This window comes from Acidovorax sp. NPDC077693 (assembly GCF_044542805.1).
GTDB lineage: Bacteria > Pseudomonadota > Gammaproteobacteria > Burkholderiales > Burkholderiaceae_C > Acidovorax.
The window spans coordinates 57,201-80,313 of the sequence record NZ_JBITVD010000017.1 but is presented as its reverse complement, the minus strand read 5'-3'; the positions used below and the strand labels follow the sequence as shown (position 1 = coordinate 80,313).

20 protein-coding genes are annotated in these 23,113 nt (G+C 67.7%); 13 read left to right on the top strand and 7 right to left on the bottom strand.

From position 1 onward, the window contains the following. Positions 1 to 53 precede the first annotated feature (53 nt). Positions 54 to 1,643, bottom strand: a complete 1,590-nt coding sequence (locus tag ACIGHN_RS22050; RefSeq protein ID WP_396506080.1) for a gamma-glutamyltransferase family protein — start codon at positions 1,641 to 1,643, stop codon at positions 54 to 56. Between the two features lie 231 nt (positions 1,644 to 1,874). Between ACIGHN_RS22050 and ACIGHN_RS22045 the strand changes: the two genes are divergently transcribed. Continuing rightward, positions 1,875 to 2,858: a tripartite tricarboxylate transporter substrate-binding protein gene (locus tag ACIGHN_RS22045; RefSeq protein WP_396506078.1), complete on the top strand. Its 984-nt coding sequence runs from the start codon at positions 1,875 to 1,877 to the stop codon at positions 2,856 to 2,858. Between the two features lie 183 nt (positions 2,859 to 3,041). Here ACIGHN_RS22045 and phhA read toward each other — a convergent pair whose 3' ends face one another. The 5 genes from phhA to ACIGHN_RS22020 all read right to left on the bottom strand — a co-directional run bounded on the left by phhA (position 3,042) and on the right by ACIGHN_RS22020 (position 8,232). After that, entirely contained in the window at positions 3,042 to 3,881 is an 840-nt protein-coding gene (gene phhA, locus ACIGHN_RS22040; RefSeq protein WP_056414213.1) for a phenylalanine 4-monooxygenase, read from the bottom strand. Between the two features lie 64 nt (positions 3,882 to 3,945). Further along, on the bottom strand, positions 3,946 to 4,923 hold the full coding sequence (locus ACIGHN_RS22035; RefSeq protein WP_056414016.1) for a tripartite tricarboxylate transporter substrate binding protein: 978 nt from the start codon (positions 4,921 to 4,923) through the stop codon (positions 3,946 to 3,948). 74 nt (positions 4,924 to 4,997) lie between these two features. Further along, complete coding sequence (hppD, locus tag ACIGHN_RS22030; RefSeq protein WP_396506076.1) at positions 4,998 to 6,110, bottom strand: 4-hydroxyphenylpyruvate dioxygenase; 1,113 nt, start codon at positions 6,108 to 6,110, stop codon at positions 4,998 to 5,000. 181 nt (positions 6,111 to 6,291) lie between these two features. Beyond that, the gene (locus tag ACIGHN_RS22025; RefSeq protein WP_396506074.1) at positions 6,292 to 7,290 is read right to left on the bottom strand and encodes a lipase secretion chaperone; all 999 of its coding nucleotides are present in this window, start codon (positions 7,288 to 7,290) and stop codon (positions 6,292 to 6,294) included. 3 nt (positions 7,291 to 7,293) lie between these two features. Next, positions 7,294 to 8,232, bottom strand: a complete 939-nt coding sequence (locus tag ACIGHN_RS22020; RefSeq protein ID WP_396506072.1) for a lipase family alpha/beta hydrolase — start codon at positions 8,230 to 8,232, stop codon at positions 7,294 to 7,296. 164 nt (positions 8,233 to 8,396) lie between these two features. On the opposite strand from ACIGHN_RS22020, the gene ACIGHN_RS22015 reads away from it, so the two are divergent. The 9 genes from ACIGHN_RS22015 (at position 8,397) to fabB (ending at position 17,266) form a co-directional block, all read left to right on the top strand. Then, the gene (locus tag ACIGHN_RS22015) at positions 8,397 to 8,879 is read left to right on the top strand and encodes an Lrp/AsnC family transcriptional regulator (protein ID WP_056166892.1); all 483 of its coding nucleotides are present in this window, start codon (positions 8,397 to 8,399) and stop codon (positions 8,877 to 8,879) included. Between the two features lie 74 nt (positions 8,880 to 8,953). Further along, positions 8,954 to 9,853 (top strand): ATP-binding cassette domain-containing protein, encoded by a 900-nt coding sequence (locus ACIGHN_RS22010; RefSeq protein ID WP_396506071.1) that lies wholly within the window; start codon positions 8,954 to 8,956, stop codon positions 9,851 to 9,853. Beyond that, positions 9,850 to 10,710, top strand: coding sequence for a hypothetical protein (locus ACIGHN_RS22005; RefSeq protein WP_396506070.1), 861 nt, complete (start codon positions 9,850 to 9,852; stop codon positions 10,708 to 10,710). Before ACIGHN_RS22010 ends, ACIGHN_RS22005 begins: the two co-directional genes overlap by 4 nt. Next, positions 10,710 to 11,696: a hypothetical protein gene (locus tag ACIGHN_RS22000; protein ID WP_396506068.1), complete on the top strand. Its 987-nt coding sequence runs from the start codon at positions 10,710 to 10,712 to the stop codon at positions 11,694 to 11,696. Before ACIGHN_RS22005 ends, ACIGHN_RS22000 begins: the two co-directional genes overlap by 1 nt. 257 nt (positions 11,697 to 11,953) lie before the next feature. Then, positions 11,954 to 12,691, top strand: coding sequence for a GNAT family N-acetyltransferase (locus ACIGHN_RS21995; protein WP_056414002.1), 738 nt, complete (start codon positions 11,954 to 11,956; stop codon positions 12,689 to 12,691). Positions 12,692 to 12,838: 147 nt separating this feature from the next. After that, positions 12,839 to 13,726 carry an HlyC/CorC family transporter gene (locus tag ACIGHN_RS21990; RefSeq protein ID WP_056413999.1) on the top strand — a complete coding sequence of 296 codons (888 nt, stop codon included), beginning with the start codon at positions 12,839 to 12,841 and terminating at the stop codon, positions 13,724 to 13,726. Then, positions 13,726 to 15,351 (top strand): apolipoprotein N-acyltransferase, encoded by a 1,626-nt coding sequence (lnt, locus tag ACIGHN_RS21985; RefSeq protein ID WP_396506066.1) that lies wholly within the window; start codon positions 13,726 to 13,728, stop codon positions 15,349 to 15,351. Before ACIGHN_RS21990 ends, lnt begins: the two co-directional genes overlap by 1 nt. Positions 15,352 to 15,521: 170 nt before the next feature. Then, on the top strand, positions 15,522 to 16,055 hold the full coding sequence (gene fabA, locus ACIGHN_RS21980; RefSeq protein WP_056413993.1) for a 3-hydroxyacyl-[acyl-carrier-protein] dehydratase FabA: 534 nt from the start codon (positions 15,522 to 15,524) through the stop codon (positions 16,053 to 16,055). Further along, positions 16,052 to 17,266, top strand: coding sequence for a beta-ketoacyl-ACP synthase I (gene fabB / locus ACIGHN_RS21975; RefSeq protein ID WP_396506064.1), 1,215 nt, complete (start codon positions 16,052 to 16,054; stop codon positions 17,264 to 17,266). The genes fabA and fabB overlap by 4 nt, the downstream gene beginning before the upstream one ends. A 156-nt stretch (positions 17,267 to 17,422) precedes the next feature. Here fabB and ACIGHN_RS21970 read toward each other — a convergent pair whose 3' ends face one another. Next, positions 17,423 to 18,337 (bottom strand): LysR family transcriptional regulator, encoded by a 915-nt coding sequence (locus ACIGHN_RS21970; protein WP_396506062.1) that lies wholly within the window; start codon positions 18,335 to 18,337, stop codon positions 17,423 to 17,425. A gap of 172 nt (positions 18,338 to 18,509) precedes the next feature. On the opposite strand from ACIGHN_RS21970, the gene ACIGHN_RS21965 reads away from it, so the two are divergent. The 3 genes from ACIGHN_RS21965 (at position 18,510) to glyS (ending at position 23,105) form a co-directional block, all read left to right on the top strand. Continuing rightward, complete coding sequence (locus ACIGHN_RS21965; RefSeq protein ID WP_396506060.1) at positions 18,510 to 19,592, top strand: type II asparaginase; 1,083 nt, start codon at positions 18,510 to 18,512, stop codon at positions 19,590 to 19,592. 440 nt (positions 19,593 to 20,032) lie between these two features. Further along, positions 20,033 to 20,938: a glycine--tRNA ligase subunit alpha gene (gene glyQ / locus ACIGHN_RS21960; RefSeq protein ID WP_056413984.1), complete on the top strand. Its 906-nt coding sequence runs from the start codon at positions 20,033 to 20,035 to the stop codon at positions 20,936 to 20,938. A 22-nt stretch (positions 20,939 to 20,960) separates the two neighbouring features. Further along, the gene (gene glyS / locus ACIGHN_RS21955; protein ID WP_396506057.1) at positions 20,961 to 23,105 is read left to right on the top strand and encodes a glycine--tRNA ligase subunit beta; all 2,145 of its coding nucleotides are present in this window, start codon (positions 20,961 to 20,963) and stop codon (positions 23,103 to 23,105) included. The last annotated feature ends 8 nt before the right edge of the window (positions 23,106 to 23,113 follow it).

The window sequence follows — 23,113 nt, the reverse complement described above, 5'->3', positions numbered from 1 at the left end:
CGGAAATCCACGCACTGCGCACCACGGTGGAGCATCCGGGCCATCCGCGCCCTTCAGTAGCCCACGGCCTGGCCATCGCGGCGCCCGTCGGAGGCCGCGACGTAGTAGCCCTCCTGTGCGCGCTGCACGATCTGGGCCGCGCCGAAGTCCAGGTGCCCCGTGGGCAGCGTCTGCACCGCGTGCCCCCGCTCCTGCAGGCCTTGCGCCACCTCCGACGGCATGTGCGCTTCCAGCTTCACGGCATGGTCCAGCGGCGAGACCATGAAGCGCGGCGCATCGTTCATGGCCTGGGGTGCCTGCCCGAAGTCGGCCAGGCGCGACAGCATCTGCACATGGCCCTGGGCCTGCATGAACCCGCCCATCACGCCGAAAGCCATCAGCGGGTCGCCCGCGGCATCGGTGACGAAGCCCGGGATGATGGTGTGCAGGGGCCGCTTGCCGGGCGCCACCTGGTTGGGGTGGCCCGGCTCCAGGCTGAAGTTCCAGCCCCGGTTGTGCAGCGCGATGCCGGTGCCCGGCACCACCACCCCCGAGCCGAAGGCAAAGTAGTTGGACTGGATCAGCGAGACCATCATGCCGTCGGCATCCGCGGCGGCGAGATAGACCGTGCCTGCGGCCCTCGGCGCGCCGGGCGCGGGCGCCTGGGCCCGGCGCGGGTCGATCAACCGGGCGCGGCGTGCCAGGTAGTCCGGGTCCAGCAACTGCGCCGTGGTGCATTGCATGTGCGCAGGGTCGGCCACGTGCGCGTGCAGGTCGGCGAAGGCAAGCTTCATCGCCTCGATCTGAAGGTGCGCCGCCGCAGCGGTGTCCAGGCCCGCTCCCCGCACGTCGAAGTGCTCGAGCATTCCCAGCGCCATCAGCGCGGCGATGCCTTGCCCATTGGGCGGAATTTCGTGCAAGGTGAGCCCGCGGTAGCGCTGCGTGACCGGGGTCACCCACTGCGGCTGGTGGGCCGCCAGGTCGGCATCGGTCAGCGCACCGCCAGTGGCCTGCGCATGCGCGGCAATGCGCTCAGCCAGCGCTCCCCGGTAGAACGACTCTCCGCCCGTGGCCGCGATGTCGGCCAGCGTCCGGGCCTGGTCGGGAAAGCGCCACCACGCCCCCGCCGCTGGAGCGCGCCCCTCGCGCAGGAAGGCGGCGTCGAACCCCGGCTGCCCACGCACCAGCTCGGCCAGCTGGGGCCAGACCGACGCGATGAAGGGCGACACCGCGAACCCGTTGTCCGCGTAGCCGATGGCGCTGTCGAACAGGCGCGCGAACGGCAGGCGTCCGAACCGGTCCGACAGCGCGCGCCAGCCCGACACCTGGCCCGGCACGGTGACGGCGTCCCAGCCGGTGCGCGGCATCTGCGACTGGCCGGCGAATCGCTCCGGCCGCCATGCGGCCGGGGCTGCTCCGGTCGCGTTCAGGCCGTGCAGTTCGCCCTGGTGCCACACCAGCGCATACAGGTCACCACCGATGCCATTCATGATCGGCTCCACCACGGTGAGGGTGATGGCGGCGGCGAGGGCCGCGTCCACGGCATTGCCTCCTGCCTGCAGCATCCGCAGCCCGGCCTGGGCGGCCAGGGGCTGTGTGGTGGTGACGGTGTTGCGCGCCAGGGTGGGCGTGCGGTGCGAGGCATAGGGGGATGTCGAGTGCATGGCAGTGGCGGCGGCGACGCAATGGGTGGCGCAGGCGAAGGGGGCAAAACCTCAGCGTAGCCCCGCACCCGGGCCGCCGCAAGCGCGCGCGCAGGGGTTCTGCGCACTCGCAACAGGCCACCCCACATTTGCCGGATTTCGATAACGGGGTGTCCGCCGCAGGGATAACCTGGGGCTCGATGGCGCGGCCGCCCGGCGCGCAGTTCCACCCCCACCGTGAAGGACATTGCCATGCCCGCTTCCCTCTCCGTCCGCTGCCTGCGCCGCTCCTGGGCGATCGCGCTGGCTGCGGTGTGTGCCATGTCGCCCGCACTGGCGCAGCCCACCGACGCGCCCGCCCGCATCGTGGTCGGCTTTCCTGCGGGCGGATCGGCCGACGCCGTGGCGCGGTTGCTCACCGAGAAGCTGTCGGTTCAGCTGGGCCGGCCGGTCATCGTCGACAACCGGCCGGGCGCGGGCGGGCGGATTGCCGCGGCGGCGCTCAAGTCGGCACCGAGCGATGGGAGCGTGGTGATGCTCGCGCCCGAGGCGCTCACGGTCACCAATCCGCTGGTCTTTCGCAAGCTCGCGTATACGGTGTCGGACCTCGCGCCCATCTCCATGGTGGCGGAGTTTCCGTATGTGCTGGCGGCCGGCAGCGTGGCCGGTGCCAAGACCTTGCCCGACTTCGTGAAGTGGGCCCGGCAGTCGCCCGAGCGCGCCAGCTTCGGATCGCCTGCGGCGGGCAGCCCGCTGCATTTCTTCGGCTTGCTGGTGGGGCAGGTCACGCAGTTGCCGATGGTGCACGTGCCTTTTCAGGGCGGCGCTCCCCTGGTCACCGCCATGGCGGGCGGCCATGTTCCGGCGGGCATCAACACCCTGGGCGACATGCTGGAGATGCACCGCAGCGGCAAGGTCCAGGTGCTGGCCGTGTCCGGCCGCGACAGGGCGCCCCTGCTGCCGGACGTGCCGACCTTTGCCGAGAGCGGCTACCCGGGCACGCAGGTCAAGGGCTGGTACGGCCTGTATGCCCCCGCCGCCACACCGCCAGCGGCGATTGCGCAGTGGAACACGGCGTTGCGCAAGGTGCTGGCGGAGCGCGACGTGTACGCACGGCTGATGGCCATCGGCTTGCAGCCCAGGCCCGGCTCACCGGCTGAGCTGCGCGCCGCCCAGGACGCGGGGCTGGCGGTATGGGCGCCGGTGGTGAAGGCGTCTGGCTTCTATCTGGACTGAGGCCCGGCAAAGCCAGCTTCACGGCATCAGCCGGTGCGGCCTGCACCGCGGCCGTTGATCGAACGCGTGGGGCCACGGCGGTGCCATGCATGCCCCGGTGCGTGTGTGTGGAACCACGACGATGGCCCGCCCACCATGGGCCGCCGACGCGAAGACATGCCCTGGCAATGGAGAGGCTCCGGGTCAGGCGGGCACGGCGTCCCGCTCATCCGCCGCAAACTCCGGCAGGCCCCTGAGCCGCTCGTAGATCGGCGCAAAGTCGGCGGCCGTCATCTCGAACAGCTGCTCGAAACTGTCGATCACAAAATACGTCTGCTGGTACGTATCGATCTTGTAGCGCGTGCGCATCGTCCGCTCCAGCGCCAGCGCAATGCGCTGCGGCTCGGGGCTCTGCACCGCATACGCGAGTTCGCCCGACGAGCTCAGGATGCCCGCTCCGTAGGCCCGCAACTGCCCGGCCTCGCGGATCAGCCCGAACTCGATGGTGTACCAGTACAGGCGCGACAGCATCTCGCACGAGCCCAGCCCCTGGGCCTTCAGGCCGCCCTGGCCGTAGCGCTGCACGTAGTCCGCGAACACGGGGTTGAACAGCAGCGGCACATGGCCGAACAGGTCGTGAAAGATGTCGGGCTCGACGATGTACTCGAACTCCTCGGGCTTGCGGATCCAGTCCGTCACCGGGAACTTGCGGTTGGCCAGCAGCGTGAAGAAGGGCACTTCCGGGATCAGGCCCGGCACGCCCACCAGCTCCCAGCCGGTGGCTTTCAACAGGCGCTCGTTGACCTCTTCGAAGCGCGGGATGCGGTCGCTTGCGCCCAGCGAGGGCAGGGCGTCGATGAACGCCTGGCTGGCCAGGCCCGGCAGCAGCGCGCGCTGGCGCTCGTACAGTCGGCGGTAGGTGTCGTGGTCGGCGGCGGTGTAGGCCGCGTAGTCCTGCGGGCAGGTGTAGTCCTCGCTGGCACGCGAGTAGTCGCCGCGGGGTGGGCGGGCGGATTGGCCATAGACGACAGGGGCTTGTCCCATTTTCTGGTACTCCTTGCCGCCCTGACCGCGCGCCGGGGTGGCGCGCACCTGCCCTGGCGGCTGCTTAATCGATCTTGATCTTTGCGGCCCGGATCAGGAACTCGTACTTGCTGTTTTCCGAGCGCACGAACTGGGCGAACGTGTCGAGCGTGAGCTCTTCGGGCGCGATGCCCATCTTCTTGAACTTCTCCTTGCCGGCGGGCGAATGCATGGCCGCCGCAAAGGCGGTGGCGTAGCGGCGCGCGTCTGCGTCGGGCAGCGAGGCCGGGGCGAACAGGCCGAACCAGGTGGACACGTTGAAGCCCTGCACGCTGTCGTTGATGCTGGGCACGTTGGGCAGCGCCTCGTTGCGGCTTAGCGTGGTCACGCCCAGCGCCAGGAACTTGCCCGACTGGATCTGCGGCAGGGCCGACGCCAGGTTGTCGAACACCAGCAGTACCTGGCCGGACTCCAGCGCCGCGAGCGCGGGCTTGGAGCCCTGGAACGGCGTGTGGTCCATCTTGGTGTTGGTGAGCGACTCGAACATCTCGGCCGCGATGTGGCCGATGCTGCCGTTGCCGCCCGAGCCGTACTTGAACTGGTTCGGGTTCTTCTTGAGGTACTGCACCAGGTCCGGCGTGGTCTTGATGCCGAGCTTGGCGGCGTTCTCCGCGTTCACCACCAGCACGTTGGGCGTGCGCGCCACCAGCACCAGGGGCTTGAAGTCCTTGATGGGGTTGTACGGAAAGTTCTTGTACAGCCACGGGTTCACCGCGTGGGTGGCCACCGCGCCCATCAGCACCTGGTTGCTGGTCTTGCCGGCCTTGGCGACCTGGTCCGCCCCGGTGTTGCCGCCCGCGCCCGGCTTGTTCTCCACCGTGATGGGGCCCAGCTGGGTCGTGCCTTCGGCCACGATGCGGGCCGAGATGTCGAGCGGGCCGCCCGCAGGGTAGGGGACCACGATGGTGAGCGGGGCGGCGGGGTTTTGTGCCAGGGCGGGCATGGCTGCTGCTGCAGCAGCAGCCAGGACGATGCTGGACAGCCAGAGAGTACGGAGCGACATCGGGATCCTTTTGAGTTCCGGGGAGCGCGCAGTATAGGCACCTGCCCAGGGTTAACCCAAGGATGTCTGACGTCTCAGGTGTTCAGCACGCCCCGGCGGATCTGGTCGCGTTCCAGCGATTCGAACAGCGCCTTGAAGTTGCCCTCGCCGAAGCCGTCGCGGTAGTCGCCCTCGCGCTGGATGAACTCGAAGAACACCGGGCCCAGCATGGGCGTGGAGAAGATCTGCAGCAAGAGCCGCGGCGTGCCGTCGGCCGTGGTGCCGTCCAGCAGGATGCCGCGCGACTGCAGCTCGGCCACCGGCTGGCCGTGGCCGGGCAGGCGGGTGTCCAGCATCTCGTAGTAGACGTCGTTGGGTGCGGTGGCCAGGCCGACACCGGCCATGCCCAGCTTGTCCACCACGTCCTGCAGGTTGTCGCAGATGAGGGCGATGTGCTGGATGCCTTCGCCGTTGAACTGCATCAGGAATTCTTCGATCTGGCCGCCGCCCTGCTTGGACTCTTCGTTCAGCGGGATGCGGATCTTGCCGTCGGGCGCGGTCATGGCCTTGGACGTCAGGCCCGTGTACTCGCCCTGGATGTCGAAGTAGCGGATCTCGCGGAAGTTGAACAGCTTTTCGTAGAAGTTGGCCCAGAAACCCATGCGGCCCCGGTACACGTTGTGCGTGAGGTGGTCGATCAGGTTCAGGCCGTGGCCCACGGGGCGGCGGTCCACGCCTTCGATGAATTCGAAGTCGATGTCGTAGATGGACTTGCCGTCTTCGAACCGATCGATCAGATACAGCGGCGCACCGCCGATGCCCTTGATGGCGGGCAGGCGCAGCTCCATCGGGCCGGTCGGGATCTCGATGGGCTGGGCGCCCAGCTCCAGCGCGCGGTTGTACGCCTTGTGCGCATCCTTCACGCGAAACGCCAGGCCGCAGGCCGAAGGGCCGTGCTCGGCGCCGAAGTAGGCCGCCTGGCTGTGGGGTTCACGGTTCAGGATGAAGTTGATGCCGTTCTGGCGGTACAGCACCACGTCCTTGGAGCGGTGCTTGGCGATCAGCGTGAAGCCCAGTTTTTCAAACACCGCCTCCAGCACGCCGGGCGTGGGCGAGGTGAACTCGATGAACTCGAAGCCCATCAGCCCCATGGGGTTGTCCCAGGCTTCGAGCTGGGCGGCGGTTTCTTGCGGCAGGGCGGCGTTCATGGGGTGTCTCCGGCATTCGTGGTGGGGTGAATGGCATCGACTGTAGGCGCGCATGGCCTCATGTTTCTGGCGTAATCAAGACGCTGGGGCTCGTGATTTGCAGGAATCTTGCGAATGGTAAAAATTTGGCGCAGTCTGGGAGCGCTGTGGCGTCGAAAGCCTGGGCGTGGCAGCGTGGCGCTCAGGAGCCCGCGGGCGCGGCACCCAGCCTGCGCAGCGCCAGCGCCGCATCCAGGCGCTGCTGCTCTTCGCTGCTGAACAGCTGCTGGCGCAGTTGCTGCGCCGCGGCGCTCTGGTCGCCCTGCTGCGCGCGGGCCTGGCTGTACTGGTCGAGCCGCTGCTGCCAGTGCTGCTCGTCGCGGTCGAGCTGCGCCAGCGCGTGGGCGGCGGCCTCGCCGTACTGGGCGCTGCGGGCCTGGTGGCGCGTGAGGTCGCTCGCGTTCTGCGCATTGAAAGCGGCGGTCTGGGCGGCCGCCGCCATGTGTTCTGTAGATGCAGCGCGCTCGGCGCGGCGCTCCGGGGGCAGTTCGCTGTCAGCGGCTTGCAGGGCCTGGGCCCGCTGCTCGGGGCTGAGGCCGGTGTTGCGTGCGATCTCCAGGCGCGCCAGGGTGTAGCGGTCCAGTGCGGCTTCGCGCGCGAAGAGCGCGTCGTATTCGGCGCCGTCGAAGAACTGCAGGCGCACCTTGTCCCGCGCCTGCATGGCATCGCGCAGCGCGCGCGGGTCGTTCAGGTCCTGCGCTGCAGCTGGGCCGTGGAGCTGGCCCAGCGCCACGCGGTAGTCCACATAGCGCTCTGCCAGCGCCAGCGCCCGGGCGGCCAGTGCCGCCGGAAAGTGCCGGCCCACCAGGGCGGCCAGGCGCTGCTTGAGGGCGGCCGGGTCGCTCACGTCGCCGGCTTCCATCAGCAGGGCTTCGAGCGTGTCGCGCAGGCCCTGGACGAGCAGAGGGTCGGAGAGGTCCGCGTCCGCCGCAGATCGCCGTGCGCCCACGGCGCTGCCGGGCGCGCCCCCGTGCAGCGCGGCGGCGCCCAGGGTCGCGGCCTGCCGCTCTGCGGCGGGCGGCGCGCCGTGGACTGCCGTTCCGGGTGCGCCGGCCTGGGAGGCGGGTTGAAACCACCAGAGCGCAGCCCCGGCCACGGCGGCCAGCACGGCCACTCCTGCGATCACGCGGCTGCGCTGCATGGCTTACAGGCCCTGCGCCTTCAGGCGGTTGGCGTGCTGGCGGTACAGCGTCACCGGGTCGGTGGAGAACCAGTCGCGCAGGCCCACCAGCTGGTTCACCTCGTCCAGGTGGTTCTGGCGGTAGTCGCCCAGGTGCTTGCCCAGGCGCGACGAGCAGGCCGACACCAGGCCGTCGTTGGCTTCGCCGAACACCAGGCTCAGCACGCTGAGCAGGCCGTCGCTGGCGTCGAGCACATTGGTCAGCGGCTGCGTGCCCGTCCACGAGTAGTAGCGCACGCCGTTGACCAGCTCGGCCCCGCTGCCGCAGCCGCTGGGCAGGCCCTGCGGGAAGCGGCGGTTGAAGCTGGCCAGGCCCGCGGTGGTGAGCGAGTCCAGTGCGGCGGTGGGCATCTGCGGCAGGCCGGTGCCGCCGGAGGTGAGGTTGATCAGGCTGACCAGCGCCTTGGCCGCGGCGTTGGCGACGGTCTCGGACACCGACCCCGCCGGCGCCACGCCGCGCAGGATGTCGGCGACGCGCGAGCCCTTGTTCACGCCCCCGATGGAGGTGACCGAGGCCACCAGCTGCGGCGCCACACCGGCCACGTAGCGGGTGGTGGGCCCGCCGTGCGAGTGGCCCACCAGGTTCACCTTAGCCGCACCCGTGATCGCCAGGATGGTCTTGACCTGCGCCAGCAATTGCTCGCCGCGCACCTCGCTGCTGTTGGCCGCCGAGACCTGGGCCACGTAGACCTTGGCGCCGCCCTGGCGCAGCGCGTCGGGGATGCCGTAGAAGTAGTCGATGCCCAGGGCCGAGTCGAAGCCGAACAGCCCGTGCACCAGCACGATGGGATAGCGCGTCTGCGTGTAGCCGCTTTGTGCGTGCGCACCCGCCCCCAGCAGCAAAAGCCCCGCGGTCGCCGCCAGCACCAGTCGCCGCAGAAAGCGGCTCAAAAATCCTGTCATGTGTTTGTCTCCAGTGATGTGATTTCTTGTATTCGCAAAATAGAACGGTCGTTCTTTTTTGCAGGATTCATTCTTCGTGGGAGCGGCTTTTGTCACTATCGGGACATACCCGAGCCCGCAATGTGGCGGCCGAAAATCTGTGCAATTTCGTAGAATCCTGCGCCATGAAAGCCTTTGACGCACTCGACAAGCTGGACCGCGCCATCCTGCGCCGTCTGCAGGAAAACGGCCGCGAGACGTATGACGTCATCGGCGAGCAGGTGGGCCTGTCGCCCAGCGCAGTGCTGCGCCGCGTCAAGCGTCTGGAGGACAGCGGCGTGATCGAGCGCTACGTGGCGCTGGTCCCGCCCGAGGCGGTGGGCCTGGGGCTCACGGCGTACCTCAACGTGCGGCTGGAAAAGCACACCGAAAGCCACAAGCGCAACCCCATGGACCTGTTTCGCGCGAGCGTGCAGACCTGGCCCGAGGTGGTGGAATGCGCGTCGCTCACCGGCGAGATGGACTACCTGCTGCGCGTGGTGGTGGCGGACATGGCGCACTACAGCCGCTTCATCATGGACACGCTGCTCAAGCACCCGAGCGTGCAGGATTGCAAGACGAGCTTCGTGCTCGACCGCGTGAAGGCGACGACCGCAGTGCCCGTCTGAGCCCCACGCAAGCACCTTCCGAGCCTGTGTGACAATCCGCGCGCCCTCGGCCCCGGGGGTGTTACGGATTGTTCATGATCGCTATCGACAACCTGCAGTTCGGCTATGGCCGACACCTGCTGTATGACGGCTTTGCCGCCCGTGTGGAGCAGCCCGGCATCTACGGCCTTTTCGGGCGCAACGGCAGTGGCAAGTCCACGCTGCTCAAGCTGATCTGTGGCCTGCTCACGCCCTGGGCCGGGCAGTTGCAGGTGCTGGGGCGCAACCCCCGCGCACGCGCTGCGGACCTGCTGGCGTCCATCTACATCGTGCCGGAAGAATTCCACCTGCCCAACCTGACGTGCGCGCAACTGGCCGCCACGCAGGGCGTGTTCTACCCGCGCTTTTCAAACGCGCTGCTGAACGAGTACCTGGCGGAGCTGGAGGTGCCGGCCACAGCGCGGTTCGAGTCCATGAGCCTGGGGCAGAAAAAGAAGGCCGCCATCGCCTTCGCACTGGCCACGTGCACGCCGCTGCTGCTGATGGACGAGCCCACCAACGGCCTCGACATCGTGGGCCGCACACAGTTTCGCAAGCTCCTGCAGCGCCCCGAGCACGCGCACCGCGCGGTGCTCATCAGCACCCACCAGGCGCACGACCTGGAGAGCATCCTGAGCCACATCTGGTTCATCGACCAGGGGCGGCTGGCGCTGTCGGCGCGCATGGACGAGCTGGCGCGCTGGCTGCACATGGGCGTGGCGCAGGACGACGACGCTGCGCGCGTGCAGGCGGGCGGCGCGCTGCTGTACCAGGAGCGCATCGGCCAGCAACTGGCCTATGTCGCTCTGCGCTCCAACGAGCCTGGCGCGACCGTGCCGACAGGCAGCTCGGTGCAGCTGGAGCTTTTGTACAAGGCGCTGAGCCTGAACCGGGACCAGGTGCTGCAGGCACTGGCCCCGCTGCGCGCGGCCCCGGCGGCCAGGGAGACGGCATGAGCAACGCAAACAACCACCCATCTGCACCCGCATCCACACCACTGTCGAGCGCAGGCAGCGCCTCGTTTTCGTGGCACCGCTTCACGCTGCTGGCCCGTGCCCACTGGGCGGAGCACATGCGGCAGTACCTGGGCCACCTGCTGGTGACGGGCATTCTGTACTGCGTTCTGCTGGTGTTCAGCCTGAGCGTGTCGCGCGGAGAAGTGTTTGTGACCGGGGGGCAGTCGGCCTTCTACTTCTGGGGGCTGTACCTCACGGGGTTCGTGTTTGCGGGGCGGTACTTCGACGGCATGGCGCGGCGCGAGTCCGCGCTGCTGGTGTTGATGCGTCCGGCGTCGGTGCTGGAAAAGTGGCTGCTGTGCGTAGGCGTCGTGGTCGTCGGATACCCCGTGGCCTACACACTGTTGTTCCTGGCGATCTCGTGGCCTGCGCAGGGTGTGGCGCTGGCGATGCGGGCGGCCTGGGCGGACCCTGCCAACCTCGATCCGCAGAACTACGCGCTCTTTGTGCCGCTGCTGCGCCAGCCGCTGCGCGAAGCCCTGCTCAGCATCCCGCAGCAATGGGGGCTCTTCATTGCCGCCTGGGCCCTGCAGGGGGCGGCCGTGACGGGCTCGCTGTACTTTCGCAAGGTGGCGATGCTCAAGACCTTGGTGCTCGGCGTGGTGCTGTTCATCGCCACGGTCATGGTCTCCGTGCTGTCGCGTCCGCGGGACGAGGTGCTCTTTGCCTGGTGGCGGGACGGGGCTGCAACGCTGGGCGCCGAGACCCATGCACTGAACGCCGCGCTCTGGCTGGCCCTGCCGATGCTGCTGTGGTGGCAAACCTACCAGCACCTGCGCGAAAAGGAGCTCACGTGATGGCGCGGTTTCGCTCCCGGGCGGGCGCGCCGCGCAAGCTGGGCCCCTGGCTCTTTGCCGGTGTGTTCGTCATGTTCTGGGTCCTGCTGGCCATCAGCGGGATGGACCGCTTCAAGGCCAAGGACGGCGACAGCCGCGAATACACCATCCCTGCTGCACAACTGATAGGCGTTACGCGACTGCGCATCGATGGCGATTCCGACGACGCACAAGGCTATGTGCCCCCAACGCGTGTCGTGCTAAGCAATACAAGCGATATCACTCTAAGTCTTCACCTTCGACGAGAAGGCCGCCGCAAAGGGGCACGGGCACAAGAACGGCCCGGTTGGCATGCCGAGCCGCCGCTGACAGTGGTACGCGAGGGCGACACCCTGGTTCTGCGCTGGAAGCCCCGGGAACTCCCCCAGAACGCGGAGACTTCCGACGTGCAAGACCAATGGATCGGCAAAATCAAGCTGCCGAAGCACTTCCAGGGCTTGGCGCTTTCGCATGCGTTGGTGGAGGCCCTGGAGCCTGTAGAGCGCCTACAGGTCTCCGGCCGTTCCGTGGAGGTGCGTGGCGAGGTGGCCCATCTGGACCTGCAATCGACGCAATGCGGTCGTTGTGCGGCTGGCGGGCCGGCCTCAGCGGACAAAAACGACGCTGCGTGCGATGAGCGTGCGACGAAAGGTAAGAATCCTCTGCTCGAAGTCAGTGCGAAAAACATGCAGTCAGTGCGCATCGAGGCATGGGAGGGCAATGTCAAGGTTGGCGACACCGAACGCTTGAAACAACTGGACCTTCAGTTGGGCGACCATGTGGCGCTGTTGGTTGACCGCGTTGCGGTGCTCCGGCTTCCACGTGGCGTTGATGGGAATGCGGGGCAAGCGCGAGGTGTGCTACCCGCGGGCGACTGTGTAGTTGCCCCGGCATTGCAGGGCGATCTTGCAAGATCACACCCTCTGGATCTGCTCCGGATGCCTGATAGCCCGTTGGTTGCAAAGTAGCCAGGTGGTCGCGCCGCTTCTGTCGCCTGTTCGGGCTCCCGATGTGCTGTATGCGCGGCATCGCCGGTAGCGCAAAGGTCGCGTCAGGGACTGTTGCGGGGCCGTCACGGTGATGTTTGCTATATTTTTAATAGCATACGACGAAATGCCAGCAAGCGCAAATGCCATTTTCGGCCGTAAACTGAGTCACCTCACTACTTTGCTGCAATGCAACAAAAAGTGTGGAAATAATGAGGGAAAACCCTTATATTCGATCCATGTTCGCAACGAAAGACTGGCTCAAGGCATCCTGGTACGTAGGCAGGGGCATGCTGCGCCCTGTGACAGGTGCTCCATCGGCGGCGGAAAGCCGCGTCAAGAAGGAGGTTCCCGTGATGGTTCCCATCCGTGCCCTGGGGCCCTCGTACCGCGAGCGCATCACCCAGCATCTGTTGCAGCTGGAGCCGTCGGACCGCTACCTGCGGTTCGGCTATGCGGCCAACGACGAGCAGATCCGCCGCTACGCCGAGCAACTCGATTTCAACCGCGACGAGATCTTCGGCATCTACAACCGCCGCCTCGAACTCATCGCGATGGCCCATCTGGCTTTTTCCGAACACCCCGAGCACAAGCACTGCGCGGAGTTCGGCGTGTCCGTGCTCAAGCAGGCCCGGGGCCGCGGGTTCGGCGCGCGGCTGTTCGAGCGCGCCGTGATGCACGCCCGCAACGAAGGCGTGAACATGGTGTTCATCCATGCGCTGTCCGAAAACACGGCCATGCTCAAGATCGCACGCAGCGCCGGCGCCACGGTGCGCCGCGACGGCTCGGAGTCCGAGGCGTACCTGCAGATTCCGCCTGCCAGCTTTGACACCCGCATGGCCGAGATCGTGGGCCAGCAGTTCGCCGAGGTGGACTACCAGCTCAAGAAGCAGGCCAAGCAGTTCTGGGATTTCCTGGCCAACGTGCAGGAAGTGCGCAGCGGCGTGCAGCACGCGCGCCACCAGTCGGCCGAATGAACGGCGGGGGCATGCATCCGCCCCGCCCGCGGGACGGTCGTGGCGATGGGCGGGTGCGGGGCCGGTGCACGGCGAGCGACGCCCTGTCACAACAATCCGCTATCCTAGGGGCCTGATCCACTACCGCACGTCCTGCACTCCAAGACAGTGTCCGAGCCGCACCCCGCGCACCCTGGGCGACCGCCCGAAAGGGAAGACAAGCGCACCTTCCTGCAGAAAGTGGCCGAGTTCATCCACCCCGGCCCGGACTCCACGGAAGAACTCATCGAGACCCTGGCCGAGGCCGAAGACAACGAGGTCATTGGCGCCGAAGCGCGTGTGATGCTCGAGCGCGTGATCCGCATGGCCGACATGACGGCGGGCGACGTGATGGTCGCCGCGCCGCGGATGGATCTGATCAACATCGAAGCGCCCTTCGAAGACCTGCTCAACCTGGTCATCCACACCGCGCACTCGCGCTTTCCGGTGTACCAGGGCGAGCGCGAGAACATCATCGGCATCCTGCTGGCCAAGGACCTGCTCAAGCTGCAGCGGGCGCCCGAGCTCAACATCCGCGCGCTGCTGCGCCCCGCCATCTTCGTGCCCGAGAGCAAGGGCCTGAACGACCTGCTGCGCGAGTTCCGTGGCAACCGCAGCCATCTGGCGATAGTGATCGACGAGTTCGGCCGCGTGGCGGGGCTCATCACCATCGAAGACGTGCTCGAGCAGATCGTGGGCGAGATCGAGGACGAGTTCGACATCCCCGAGGACGACGGCGACATCTTCGGCCTGGCCGACCACACCTACCGCGTGAGCGGCGACACCTCCATCGAGCGTGTCTGCGAGGCGTTCGACGTGCTGATCCAGGGCAGCGACCCCGGAGAGCACTTCGACACCATCGGCGGCCTCATCGCCCACGAAATGGGCCACGTGCCCAAGCGGGGCGAACATCTGCAACTGTCGGGGCTGAACTTCGTCGTGCTGCACACCAAGGGTGGGGCGGTGCGCTGGTTCAAGGTGTCGCGGGCGCAAGAGCCCGGCGCCAGCGGCGAGTGATGGCGCACGTCCGAGCATCTGCGGGACTGCCGCTGGTCCCGCAGGCGGTGCTGGCGGTGGCCGCGGGCCTGGCCCAGGCCGCGTCGCTGGCCTGGCCCGGCAGCGGCGAGCCGCTGTGGTGGCTGCAACTGCTGTCGATGGCGGTGCTGGCCTGGCTGGTGCGGCCGTCCCCGACGCAGGCCATCGGCTGGCGGCGCGGCGCGATGACGGGCGGGCTTTTTGCCACCGCGTGGCTGTGCGGCACGTTCTGGTGGCTGTTCATTTCCATGCACACCTACGGGGGGCTCGCGGCCCCGCTGGCGGTGGCGGCGGTGCTGGGGCTGGCGGCGTTTTTGGCCAGCTACTACGCCGCGATGCTGGGGCTTTTTTGCCGCCTGTCGCCCTCCAGCCGTGCGCTGGGTGCTATATTTTTCGGAGCATTCTGGCTGCTGGCCGAACTGGCGCGCGGCACGCTGTGGACGGGCTTTCCCTGGGGCGCGGGGGGCTACGCGCACGTCGACGGTCCACTGGCGGCCCTGGCGCGCTATATCGGCGTCTACGGTGTGGGCGCCGTGGCCGCGGCGCTGGCGATGTACGTGGTGCAGCTGCGTGGCGCGGATCTGGGCCGCTGGCGCACCTGGGTGGCGCCGGCCGCCGCCGCGGTGCTGCTGGCCGCGGCCACGGCCGACCGCTTTTGCGCGGTGAACCTGTGCTACACGCCCCCCCATGCGCAGGCCAAGCCCCTGACCCTCGCGTTGCTTCAGGGCAACATCCCGCAGGACGAGAAATTCCAGCCGGGCAGCGGCGTGCCGCTGGCCCTCCAGTGGTACGCCGGGCAACTGCAGGAGGCCCGGGCCGACCTGGTGGTGGCGCCTGAAACCGCCATCCCGCTGCTGCCTCAGCAACTGATTCCGGGGTATCTCGAGGGCATCGAGCAGCGCTACGCCCAGGGCCCGCAGGCGGCGCTGGTGGGCATTCCGATGGGCGACGAGACCGTCGGCTACACCAATACCGTGCTGGGCATGGGCGCGGGCGTGGCCCCGCCTGGCAAGCCGTACCGCTACGACAAGCACCATCTGGTGCCGTTTGGCGAGTTCATCCCGCCGTTCTTCAAGTGGTTCACGGCCATGATGGACATCCCGCTGGGCGACTTCAACCGCGGCGCGGTGGGCCAGGCTTCGTTCGCCTGGGCGGGCCAGCGCATAGCGCCCAACATCTGCTACGAGGATCTGTTCGGCGAAGAGCTGGGCGCCCGCTTCATCGACCCGGCCCAGGCGCCCACGGTGTTCGTCAATTTCAGCAACATCGGCTGGTTCGGCAACACGGTGGCCATCGACCAGCACCTGCACATCAGCCGCATGCGGGCCCTGGAGTTCGAGCGCCCCATGGTGCGCGCCACCAACACCGGGGCCACGGCCATCATCGACCACCGCGGGGTGGTGACGCACGCCCTGGAGCGCCACACCCGCGGCGTTCTGCTGGGCGAGGTGCGGGGCCGCGGGCTCGATGCGCAAGAGGGCTGGGCGATCACGCCGTACGCCTGGTGGGTGTCACGCTGGGGGCTGTGGCCGCTGTGGATACTGGGCGGCGTGGCGGTGGTCTTTGCGGCGGTGGCCCGGCGGCGGCGGACGGTGGAGGCGGCTTGATCCACGTCAGCGCGCGGCGGGGAGCCCCGGCGCCCAGGTAGGCCAAAACGCGCCGCGGCGCCTGCTGCCTTGATAATGGAGCCCCACAAGCGGGGGCTTGTGTGGGTTTTATGTGGGTTACAACGATGATTTGAGGCGGGCCAACCCGCCGTTCTGGAGCACGACTGAAGATGGCTGATTCCTTTTCCTACGAACAACTGATCGCCTCGGGTGAGGGCCGGCTGTTCGGCGCCGACAGTGGCCGCCTGCCGCTGCCGCCCATGCTGATGTTCGACCGCATCACGCACATCGACAGCGATGGCGGCGAGCACGGTCTGGGAAAGATCCGCGCCGAACTGGACGTGCGTCCCGACCTGTGGTTCTTTGCCTGCCACTTCCAGGGCGACCCGGTCATGCCCGGGTGCCTCGGGCTGGATGCCATGTGGCAGCTGATCGGCTTTTACCTGACCTGGCTGCGCCTGCCGGGCAAGGGCCGGGCGCTCGGGGCTGGTGAAGTGAAGTTCACCGGCGAAGTGGGCCCCAACGTGAAACTCGTGACCTACGAAATCGACATCAAGCGCGTGATCAAGCGCAAGCTGGTCATGGCGATTGGCGATGCACGCCTGTTGGCCGATGGCCAGGAAATCTACGTGGCCAATGACCTGCGCGTGGGCTTGTTCAAGCGCGAGGAACAGGCTGCGGGGGCACCAGGAGCAGCAGCATGAAACGCGTAGTCATCACCGGCGCGGGCATCGTCTCGTGCATTGGCAACGACCTGGCCACGGTGGAGGCCTCGCTGCGCGCCAGCAAGAGCGGCATCAAGGCCGTCGAAAAGTTCAAGGAGCTGGGCCTGCGCAGCCAGGTGGGCGGCGCGCCCGAGATCGACATCGAGTCGCGCATCGACCGCAAGCAGCTGCGCTTCATGGGCGATGCCGCGGCGTACGCGCAGATCGCCCTGGAAGACGCGATTGCCCAGGCCGGCCTCACGCCCGAGCAGGTCAGCCACCCGCGCACCGGCCTCATCATGGGCTCGGGCGGCGGCTCGCCCAACAACCAGATCGAGGCGGCCGACACGCTGCGCGAAAAGGGCATCCGCCGCGTGGGGCCCTACCAGGTCACGCGCTGCATGAGCTCCACCGTGTCCGCGTGCCTGGCGACCAACTTCAAGGTCAAGGGCATCAACTACTCCATCACGTCTGCCTGCTCCACGTCGGCGCACTGCATCGGCGCGGCCGCGCAGCAGATCGCCTGGGGCATGCAGGACGTGATGTTCGCAGGCGGCGGCGAAGAGCTGTCCTGGGGCATGTCGCTGCTGTTCGACGGCATGGGCGCCATGTCCAGCAAGTACAACGACACGCCCGAGAAAGCCTCGCGCGCCTACGACGCCAACCGTGACGGCTTCGTGATCGCCGGCGGCGGCGGCGCCGTGGTGCTGGAGAGCCTGGAGCACGCCCAGGCGCGCGGCGCCACCATCCTGGCCGAAGTGGTGGGCTTTGGCGCCACCAGCGACGGCGAAGACATGGTGGCCCCGTCGGGCGACGGTGCCATTGCCTGCATGAAGCAGGCGATGGAGGGGCTTGATGCGCCCATCGACTACATCAACACCCACGGCACCTCCACGCCCGTGGGCGACATGCAGGAAGTGCGGGCCATGCAGGCGCTGTTCGGCGACAAGGTGCCGCCGTTCTCGTCCACCAAGTCGCTCACCGGCCACTCGCTGGGCGCCACGGGTGTGCAAGAGGCCATCTACTGCATGATCATGCTGAACAAGGGTTTCATCGCCGGCTCGGCCAACGTGGACACGCCCGACCCCGCGCTGGGCTCCATGCCGCTGGTCACGCAGACCCGCGATGCGGACCTGACCACGGTGCTGTCCAACAGCTTCGGCTTTGGCGGCACCAACGCCAGCCTGGTGCTGCGCCGCTGGAGTGCTTGAGCGATCCGCCTGAGGCGCCTTGCGTGTTCTCGTTGTCTTTGTAGCCTCGCCAAATTGCAGCCTTGCAATATTGCAGGCCGCACACGAAGCACACGCAGTCGCTGACGCCCTTGAAAACCCGCTGTCTCGCTGAGAGATGTGCGGGTTTTTTCTTCTTTATGCCCGCCGATCCGGCTGGCCCGACAGCGCCCCATGCAGCACCCCCGGCAGCATCGCCAGCATGCGCGTGGCCTGCAGGCCCGGTGGCGACGATCGTGCGTGGTAGCTGTACAGCGAGATCGGCGGCAGCTCGTGCAACTCCAGCGTGACCATGCTCGCCGGGTCCAGGCGCGTGGCGGTCAGAAAGTCGACCACCGTCCAGCCCATGCCCAGTCGCACCAGCTCCAGAGCCAGACGCGATGTCTGCACCTGGATGCCCGGCCCCGCCGGCGTGCCCAGGCGCTGCGCGATCTCGTCGATGGACTGGCGCATGGGATCGTCCCCCACCAGGCGGATCACCGGCACCTGCGCCAGCCGGGCGCTGTGCGAGGTGGCGCGGGGCGCGCGGCTCCACAGCGCCTCGGCCACCGCCAGGTACATGCGCCCGCTCACCAGCAGCTCGCTGCGGATCTGCGGATGCGGGTGCTTGTAGAACCCCAGGCAGAAGTCCACGCTGCGCGTGAGCAGCGCCTGTGTCATCTGGTCCTGGTGGATGGTGCGCACCTCCACGCCCACCTGCGGGTAGCGCAGCGCGTGCTGCTGCAGCAGCAGCGGCAAGAACTCGTGGCTCACCGCCGGGATCGCGGCCATGCGCACGTCGCCAGTGTCGCTGGCAGCCAGGTTGCGGGCGGTGCGGCGCAATGCGTCGAGCTGGCGGTGGATGCCGGTGGATTCGGAGGCCAGCACCTGCGCCTCGGGCGTGGGGGTCAGGCCCGCCGGCGTGCGCACGAACAGGCGGTAGCCCAGCTGCAGCTCGGTGTGCGCCACCGCCTTGCTGATGGCCGACGGCGTGATGCACAGCAGCCGCGCCGCCGCGCTCATGTTGCCGGTCTGGAGCACCGCCTGAAAAACTTCCAGCTGCCGCAGGTTCATATGTCGATCACTGGTTTTGGGGTGTGAGTGAAATTCACATGGGGTTGCTGATTATTCCGCAACGGTGTGTGTCGATCTCTCATAGGATGCGCCACCGCTCGAAAGCGGCGCGGTGGCCACAAAGGCGCCGTGACACACAACACGACACACCTGTTCCAGGAGACTTTCCATCATGCGTATTTCCCCACCTGCCGCTGTCGCTGCCCACCGCTGGCTGGCCGGCCTGCTGCTCTCGGCCGCGTCCGCCGTGGCCATGGCCCAGGCCGCCCAGCCCCACGTTGTGGTGCTGGCCACGGGCGGCACCATTGCCGGCGCCGGTGCCTCGGCGGCCAACAGCGCCACCTACGCTGCGGCCAAGGTGCCCGTCGACAAGCTGCTGGCCGGCCTGCCCGAGCTGGCCAGCGTCGCCAAGGTCTCCGGCGAGCAGGTGTTCCAGATCGCGTCCGAGAGCTTCACCAACGAGCATCTGCTCAAGCTCGGCCAGCGCGTCTCGGCCCTGTCCAAGCAGGCCGACGTCGACGGCATCGTCATCACCCACGGCACCGACACGCTGGAAGAAACCGCCTACTTCCTGAACCTGGTGGTGCGCACGAACAAGCCCATCGTGGTGGTCGGCTCCATGCGCCCCGGCACGGCCCTGTCGGCCGACGGCGCGCTGAACCTGTACGACGCCGTGAGCGTGGCGGCCAGCAAGGACGCGGCTGGCAAGGGCGTGCTCGTCACCATGAACGACGAGATCCAGAGCGGCCGCGACGTGAGCAAGACCATCAACATCAAGACCGAGGCCTTCAAGAGCCAGTGGGGCCCGCTGGGCATGGTGGTGGAAGGCAAGAACTACTGGTTCCGCGCGCCCGTCAAGCGCCACACCGCCAACTCCGAGTTCAACATCGACGAGATCCAGGCCCTGCCTGCGGTGGACATCGTGTACGGCTACGGCAACATGAACACCACCGGCATCGAGGCCTACAGCAAGGCCGGCGTGAAGGCGCTGATCCATGCCGGTACCGGCAACGGCTCGGTGGCCGCCCAGGCGGTGGATTCGCTCAAGGCCCTGCGCGGCAAGGGCGTGCAGGTGATCCGCTCGGCCCGCGTGCCGGATGGGTTCGTGCTGCGCAATGCCGAGCAGCCCGACGACAAGTACGACTGGGTGGTGGCGCACGACCTGCGCCCGCAAAAGGCCCGCATCCTGGCGATGGTGGCCCTGACCAAGACCAATGACAGCAAGGAACTGCAGCGGATTTTCTGGGAGTATTGAGCTCCCCCCTGAGGCGCTGCGCGCCTTCCCCCTGAAGGGGGACGCCCCCAGCGCGGCGGGGCGGCCCTTGCGCGGGGGCCCTCGCCTGGGCTGCGCCCTGTGGTGGCGCTCCGGCCAGTGCAATGGATAGTTGATTTGACTTGGCGCACAACACGTGCGCCGACGGGCTGCCCGCAAAGGTGGTCACCGGTACGCACCGGCTTATAGCCCGCGTGACTGGTTGGGAAGGCTGGGGCTCCAAAAGGGCTCCGGCCTTTTTTCATGGGAGGGCGGATGCTGCTTGTTTGTCGGGCCCCAGCCGCAGCGCCGTAAAATGACCGGTTGCGCGCGCGAGCCCGCGCTTGCAACCTTTGGTGGCTGCAGGCGGCGGGCCTGACATGCGCACCGCCTTTTCTTTCCCCTTACTTGCCCGGCCCTGGCTTGCCAGTGCCACAGACGCCATGTTGACATTCCAGCAAATCATTCTGAAGCTGCAGTCCTACTGGGACGCGCAGGGTTGCGCTCTTTTGCAGCCCTACGACATGGAAGTGGGCGCCGGCACCTCGCACACCGCCACCTTCCTGCGCGCCATCGGGCCGGAGCCCTGGAAGGCCGCCTACGTGCAGCCCAGCCGCCGCCCCAAGGACGGCCGCTATGGCGAGAACCCCAACCGGCTGCAGCACTACTACCAGTACCAGGTGGTCCTGAAGCCCGCGCCGGCCAACATCCTGGAGCTGTACCTGGGTTCGCTCGAAGCCCTCGGTTTCGACCTCAAGAAGAACGACATCCGCTTCGTCGAGGACGACTGGGAGAACCCCACGCTGGGCGCCTGGGGCCTGGGCTGGGAGGTGTGGCTCAACGGCATGGAGGTGACGCAGTTCACCTACTTCCAGCAGGTCGGCGGCATCGACTGCAAGCCCGCCACGGGCGAGATCACCTATGGCCTGGAGCGCCTGGCGATGTACCTGCAGGGCGTGGACAACGTCTACAACCTGAAGTGGACCGACACGCTGAGCTATGGCGATGTCTACAAGCAAAACGAGGTCGAGCAGTCCACCTACAACTTCGAGCACAGCGACGCGGACTTCTTGTTCACCGCCTTCAACGCGCACGAAAAGCAGGCCAAGTACCTGATGGAGCAGCAGCTCGCGCTGCCCGCCTACGAGCAGGTGCTCAAGGCCGCGCACAGCTTCAACCTGCTGGATGCGCGCGGCGCGATCAGCGTGACCGAGCGGGCCGCGTACATCGGCCGCATCCGCAACCTGGCCCGTGCCGTGGCGCAAAGCTACTACGAGAGCCGCGAGCGCCTGGGCTTCCCCATGGCGCCGCGCGAGTGGGTGGAGCAAATGGCCAAGAAGGCAGCCTGAGCGGACGAAAGAGAACAAGAACATGACGACGACCCAAAACCTTCTCGTAGAACTGTTTGTCGAAGAGCTGCCGCCCAAGGCGCTGCAAAAGCTGGGCGATGCCTTTGCCACCGTGCTGGGAGACCAGCTCAAGGCGCAGGGCCTGGCCACGGCAGCGTCCGTGGTCACGCCCTTCGCGTCGCCCCGCCGCCTGGCCGCGCACGTGACCGGCGTGGCCGACAAGGCCGCCGACAAGGCCGTGCAGCAAAAGCTCATGCCTGTGGCCGTGGGGCTCGACGCCAGCGGCAACGCGAGCCCGGCACTGCTCAAAAAGCTGCAGGCCCTGGGCGCGGATGTGTCCGACCCGGCAGCCGCCGTGGCGGCGCTCAAGCGCGCGCAGGACGGCAAGGCCGAGGCGCTGTTCTACGACAGCGTGGTGCCTGGCGCTACGCTGCAGGACGGCCTGCAGAAAGCGCTGCAGGAGGCGATTGCCAAGCTGCCCATCCCCAAGGTCATGAGCTACCAGCTCGAGACCGACTGCGAACTGCCCGGCTGGACCAGCGTGAACTTCGTGCGCCCCGCGCACGGCCTGGTCGCGCTGCACGGCAGCACCGTGGTGCCGGTGAAGGCGCTGGGCCTGTCGGCGGGCCACAGCACGCAGGGCCACCGGTTTGAAGCCGCCGTGTCGCCCGTGGTGCTGGCCGACGCCGACAGCTACGCCGCCACGCTGCGAAAAGACGGCGCCGTGATCGCCTCCTTTGCCGAGCGCAAGGCCGAGATCGCCCGCCAGCTGGCCGCGGCCGCCGCCCAGGTGGGCAACGGCGCGCGCCCCATCGAAGACGAGGCGCTGCTCGACGAAGTGACCGCGCTGGTCGAGCGGCCCAACGTGGTCACCTGCTCGTTCGAGACCGAGTTCCTCGACGTGCCGCAGGAATGCCTGATCCTCACGATGAAGGCCAACCAGAAGTACTTTCCGCTGCTGGACGCCGCGGGCAAGCTCACCCACAAGTTCCTGGTGGTGAGCAACATCAGCCCCGAAGACACGAGCTTCGTGACCGGCGGCAACGAGCGCGTGGTGCGCCCGCGCCTGGCCGACGCGAAGTTCTTCTTCGACCAGGACCGCAAGAAGACCCTGGCCTCGCGCGTCGAGGGCCTCGGTAAGGTGGTCTATCACAACAAGCTCGGCACGCAGGGCGAGCGCGTGGAGCGCGTTAGGTCAATAGCCAAAGCCATCGCCACGCAACTGGGCGACGCCGCCCTGGTGGCCGATGCCGACAAAGCCGCGCAACTCGCCAAGACCGACCTCGTGACCGACATGGTGGGCGAGTTCCCCGAGCTGCAGGGCATCATGGGCGGCTACTACGCCCTGAACGACGGCCTGGGCGAGACCGTGGCGCACGCCATCGAAGACCACTACAAGCCCCGCTTCGCGGGCGACACGCTGCCGCGCAACACCGCCGGCGTGGTGGTGGCGCTGGCCGACAAGCTCGAAACCCTGGTGGGCATGTTCGGCATCGGCAACCTGCCCACGGGCGACCGCGACCCGTTCGCGCTGCGCCGCCATGCGCTGGGCGTGATCCGCATGCTGGTCGAAAAAGACCTGCCGCTGCAGCTCAACGACCTGCTCGCCAGTGCGGTGCCCGCCTTTGGCGACAAGATCACCGACGCATCGGCGCCCCTGGCCGACTTCATCTACGACCGCCTTGCCGGCAGCCTGCGCGAGCAGGGCTACCGCGCGCAGGAAGTGGACGCCGTCATGGCCCTGCGCCCGCAGCGCCTGGCCCTGGTCGAGAAGCAGCTGGCGGCCGTGCGCGCCTTTGCCGCACTGCCCGAAAGCCCGGCCCTGGCCGCGGCCAACAAGCGCGTGGGCAACATCCTGAAAAAGGCCGAGGTCGAAGGCCCGGTGGATGCCCACGTCAACCCCGAGCTGCTGCAGGAAAAGGCCGAGCAGGACCTGTACGCCGCGCTGCAGCGCTTCGTGCCCGAAGCCAACGCCCAGTTCGACGCGGGCGACTACACCGCCAGCCTGCAGACCCTGGCTGTGCTGCGCGCGCCGGTGGATGCGTTCTTCGACGACGTGATGGTCAACGCCGAGCAGCTGGATGTGCGGATGAACCGCCTGGGCCTGCTCAAGATGCTGCACAACGCGATGAACCGCGTCGCGGATCTTTCCCGCCTGGCCGTTTGACCGGATGG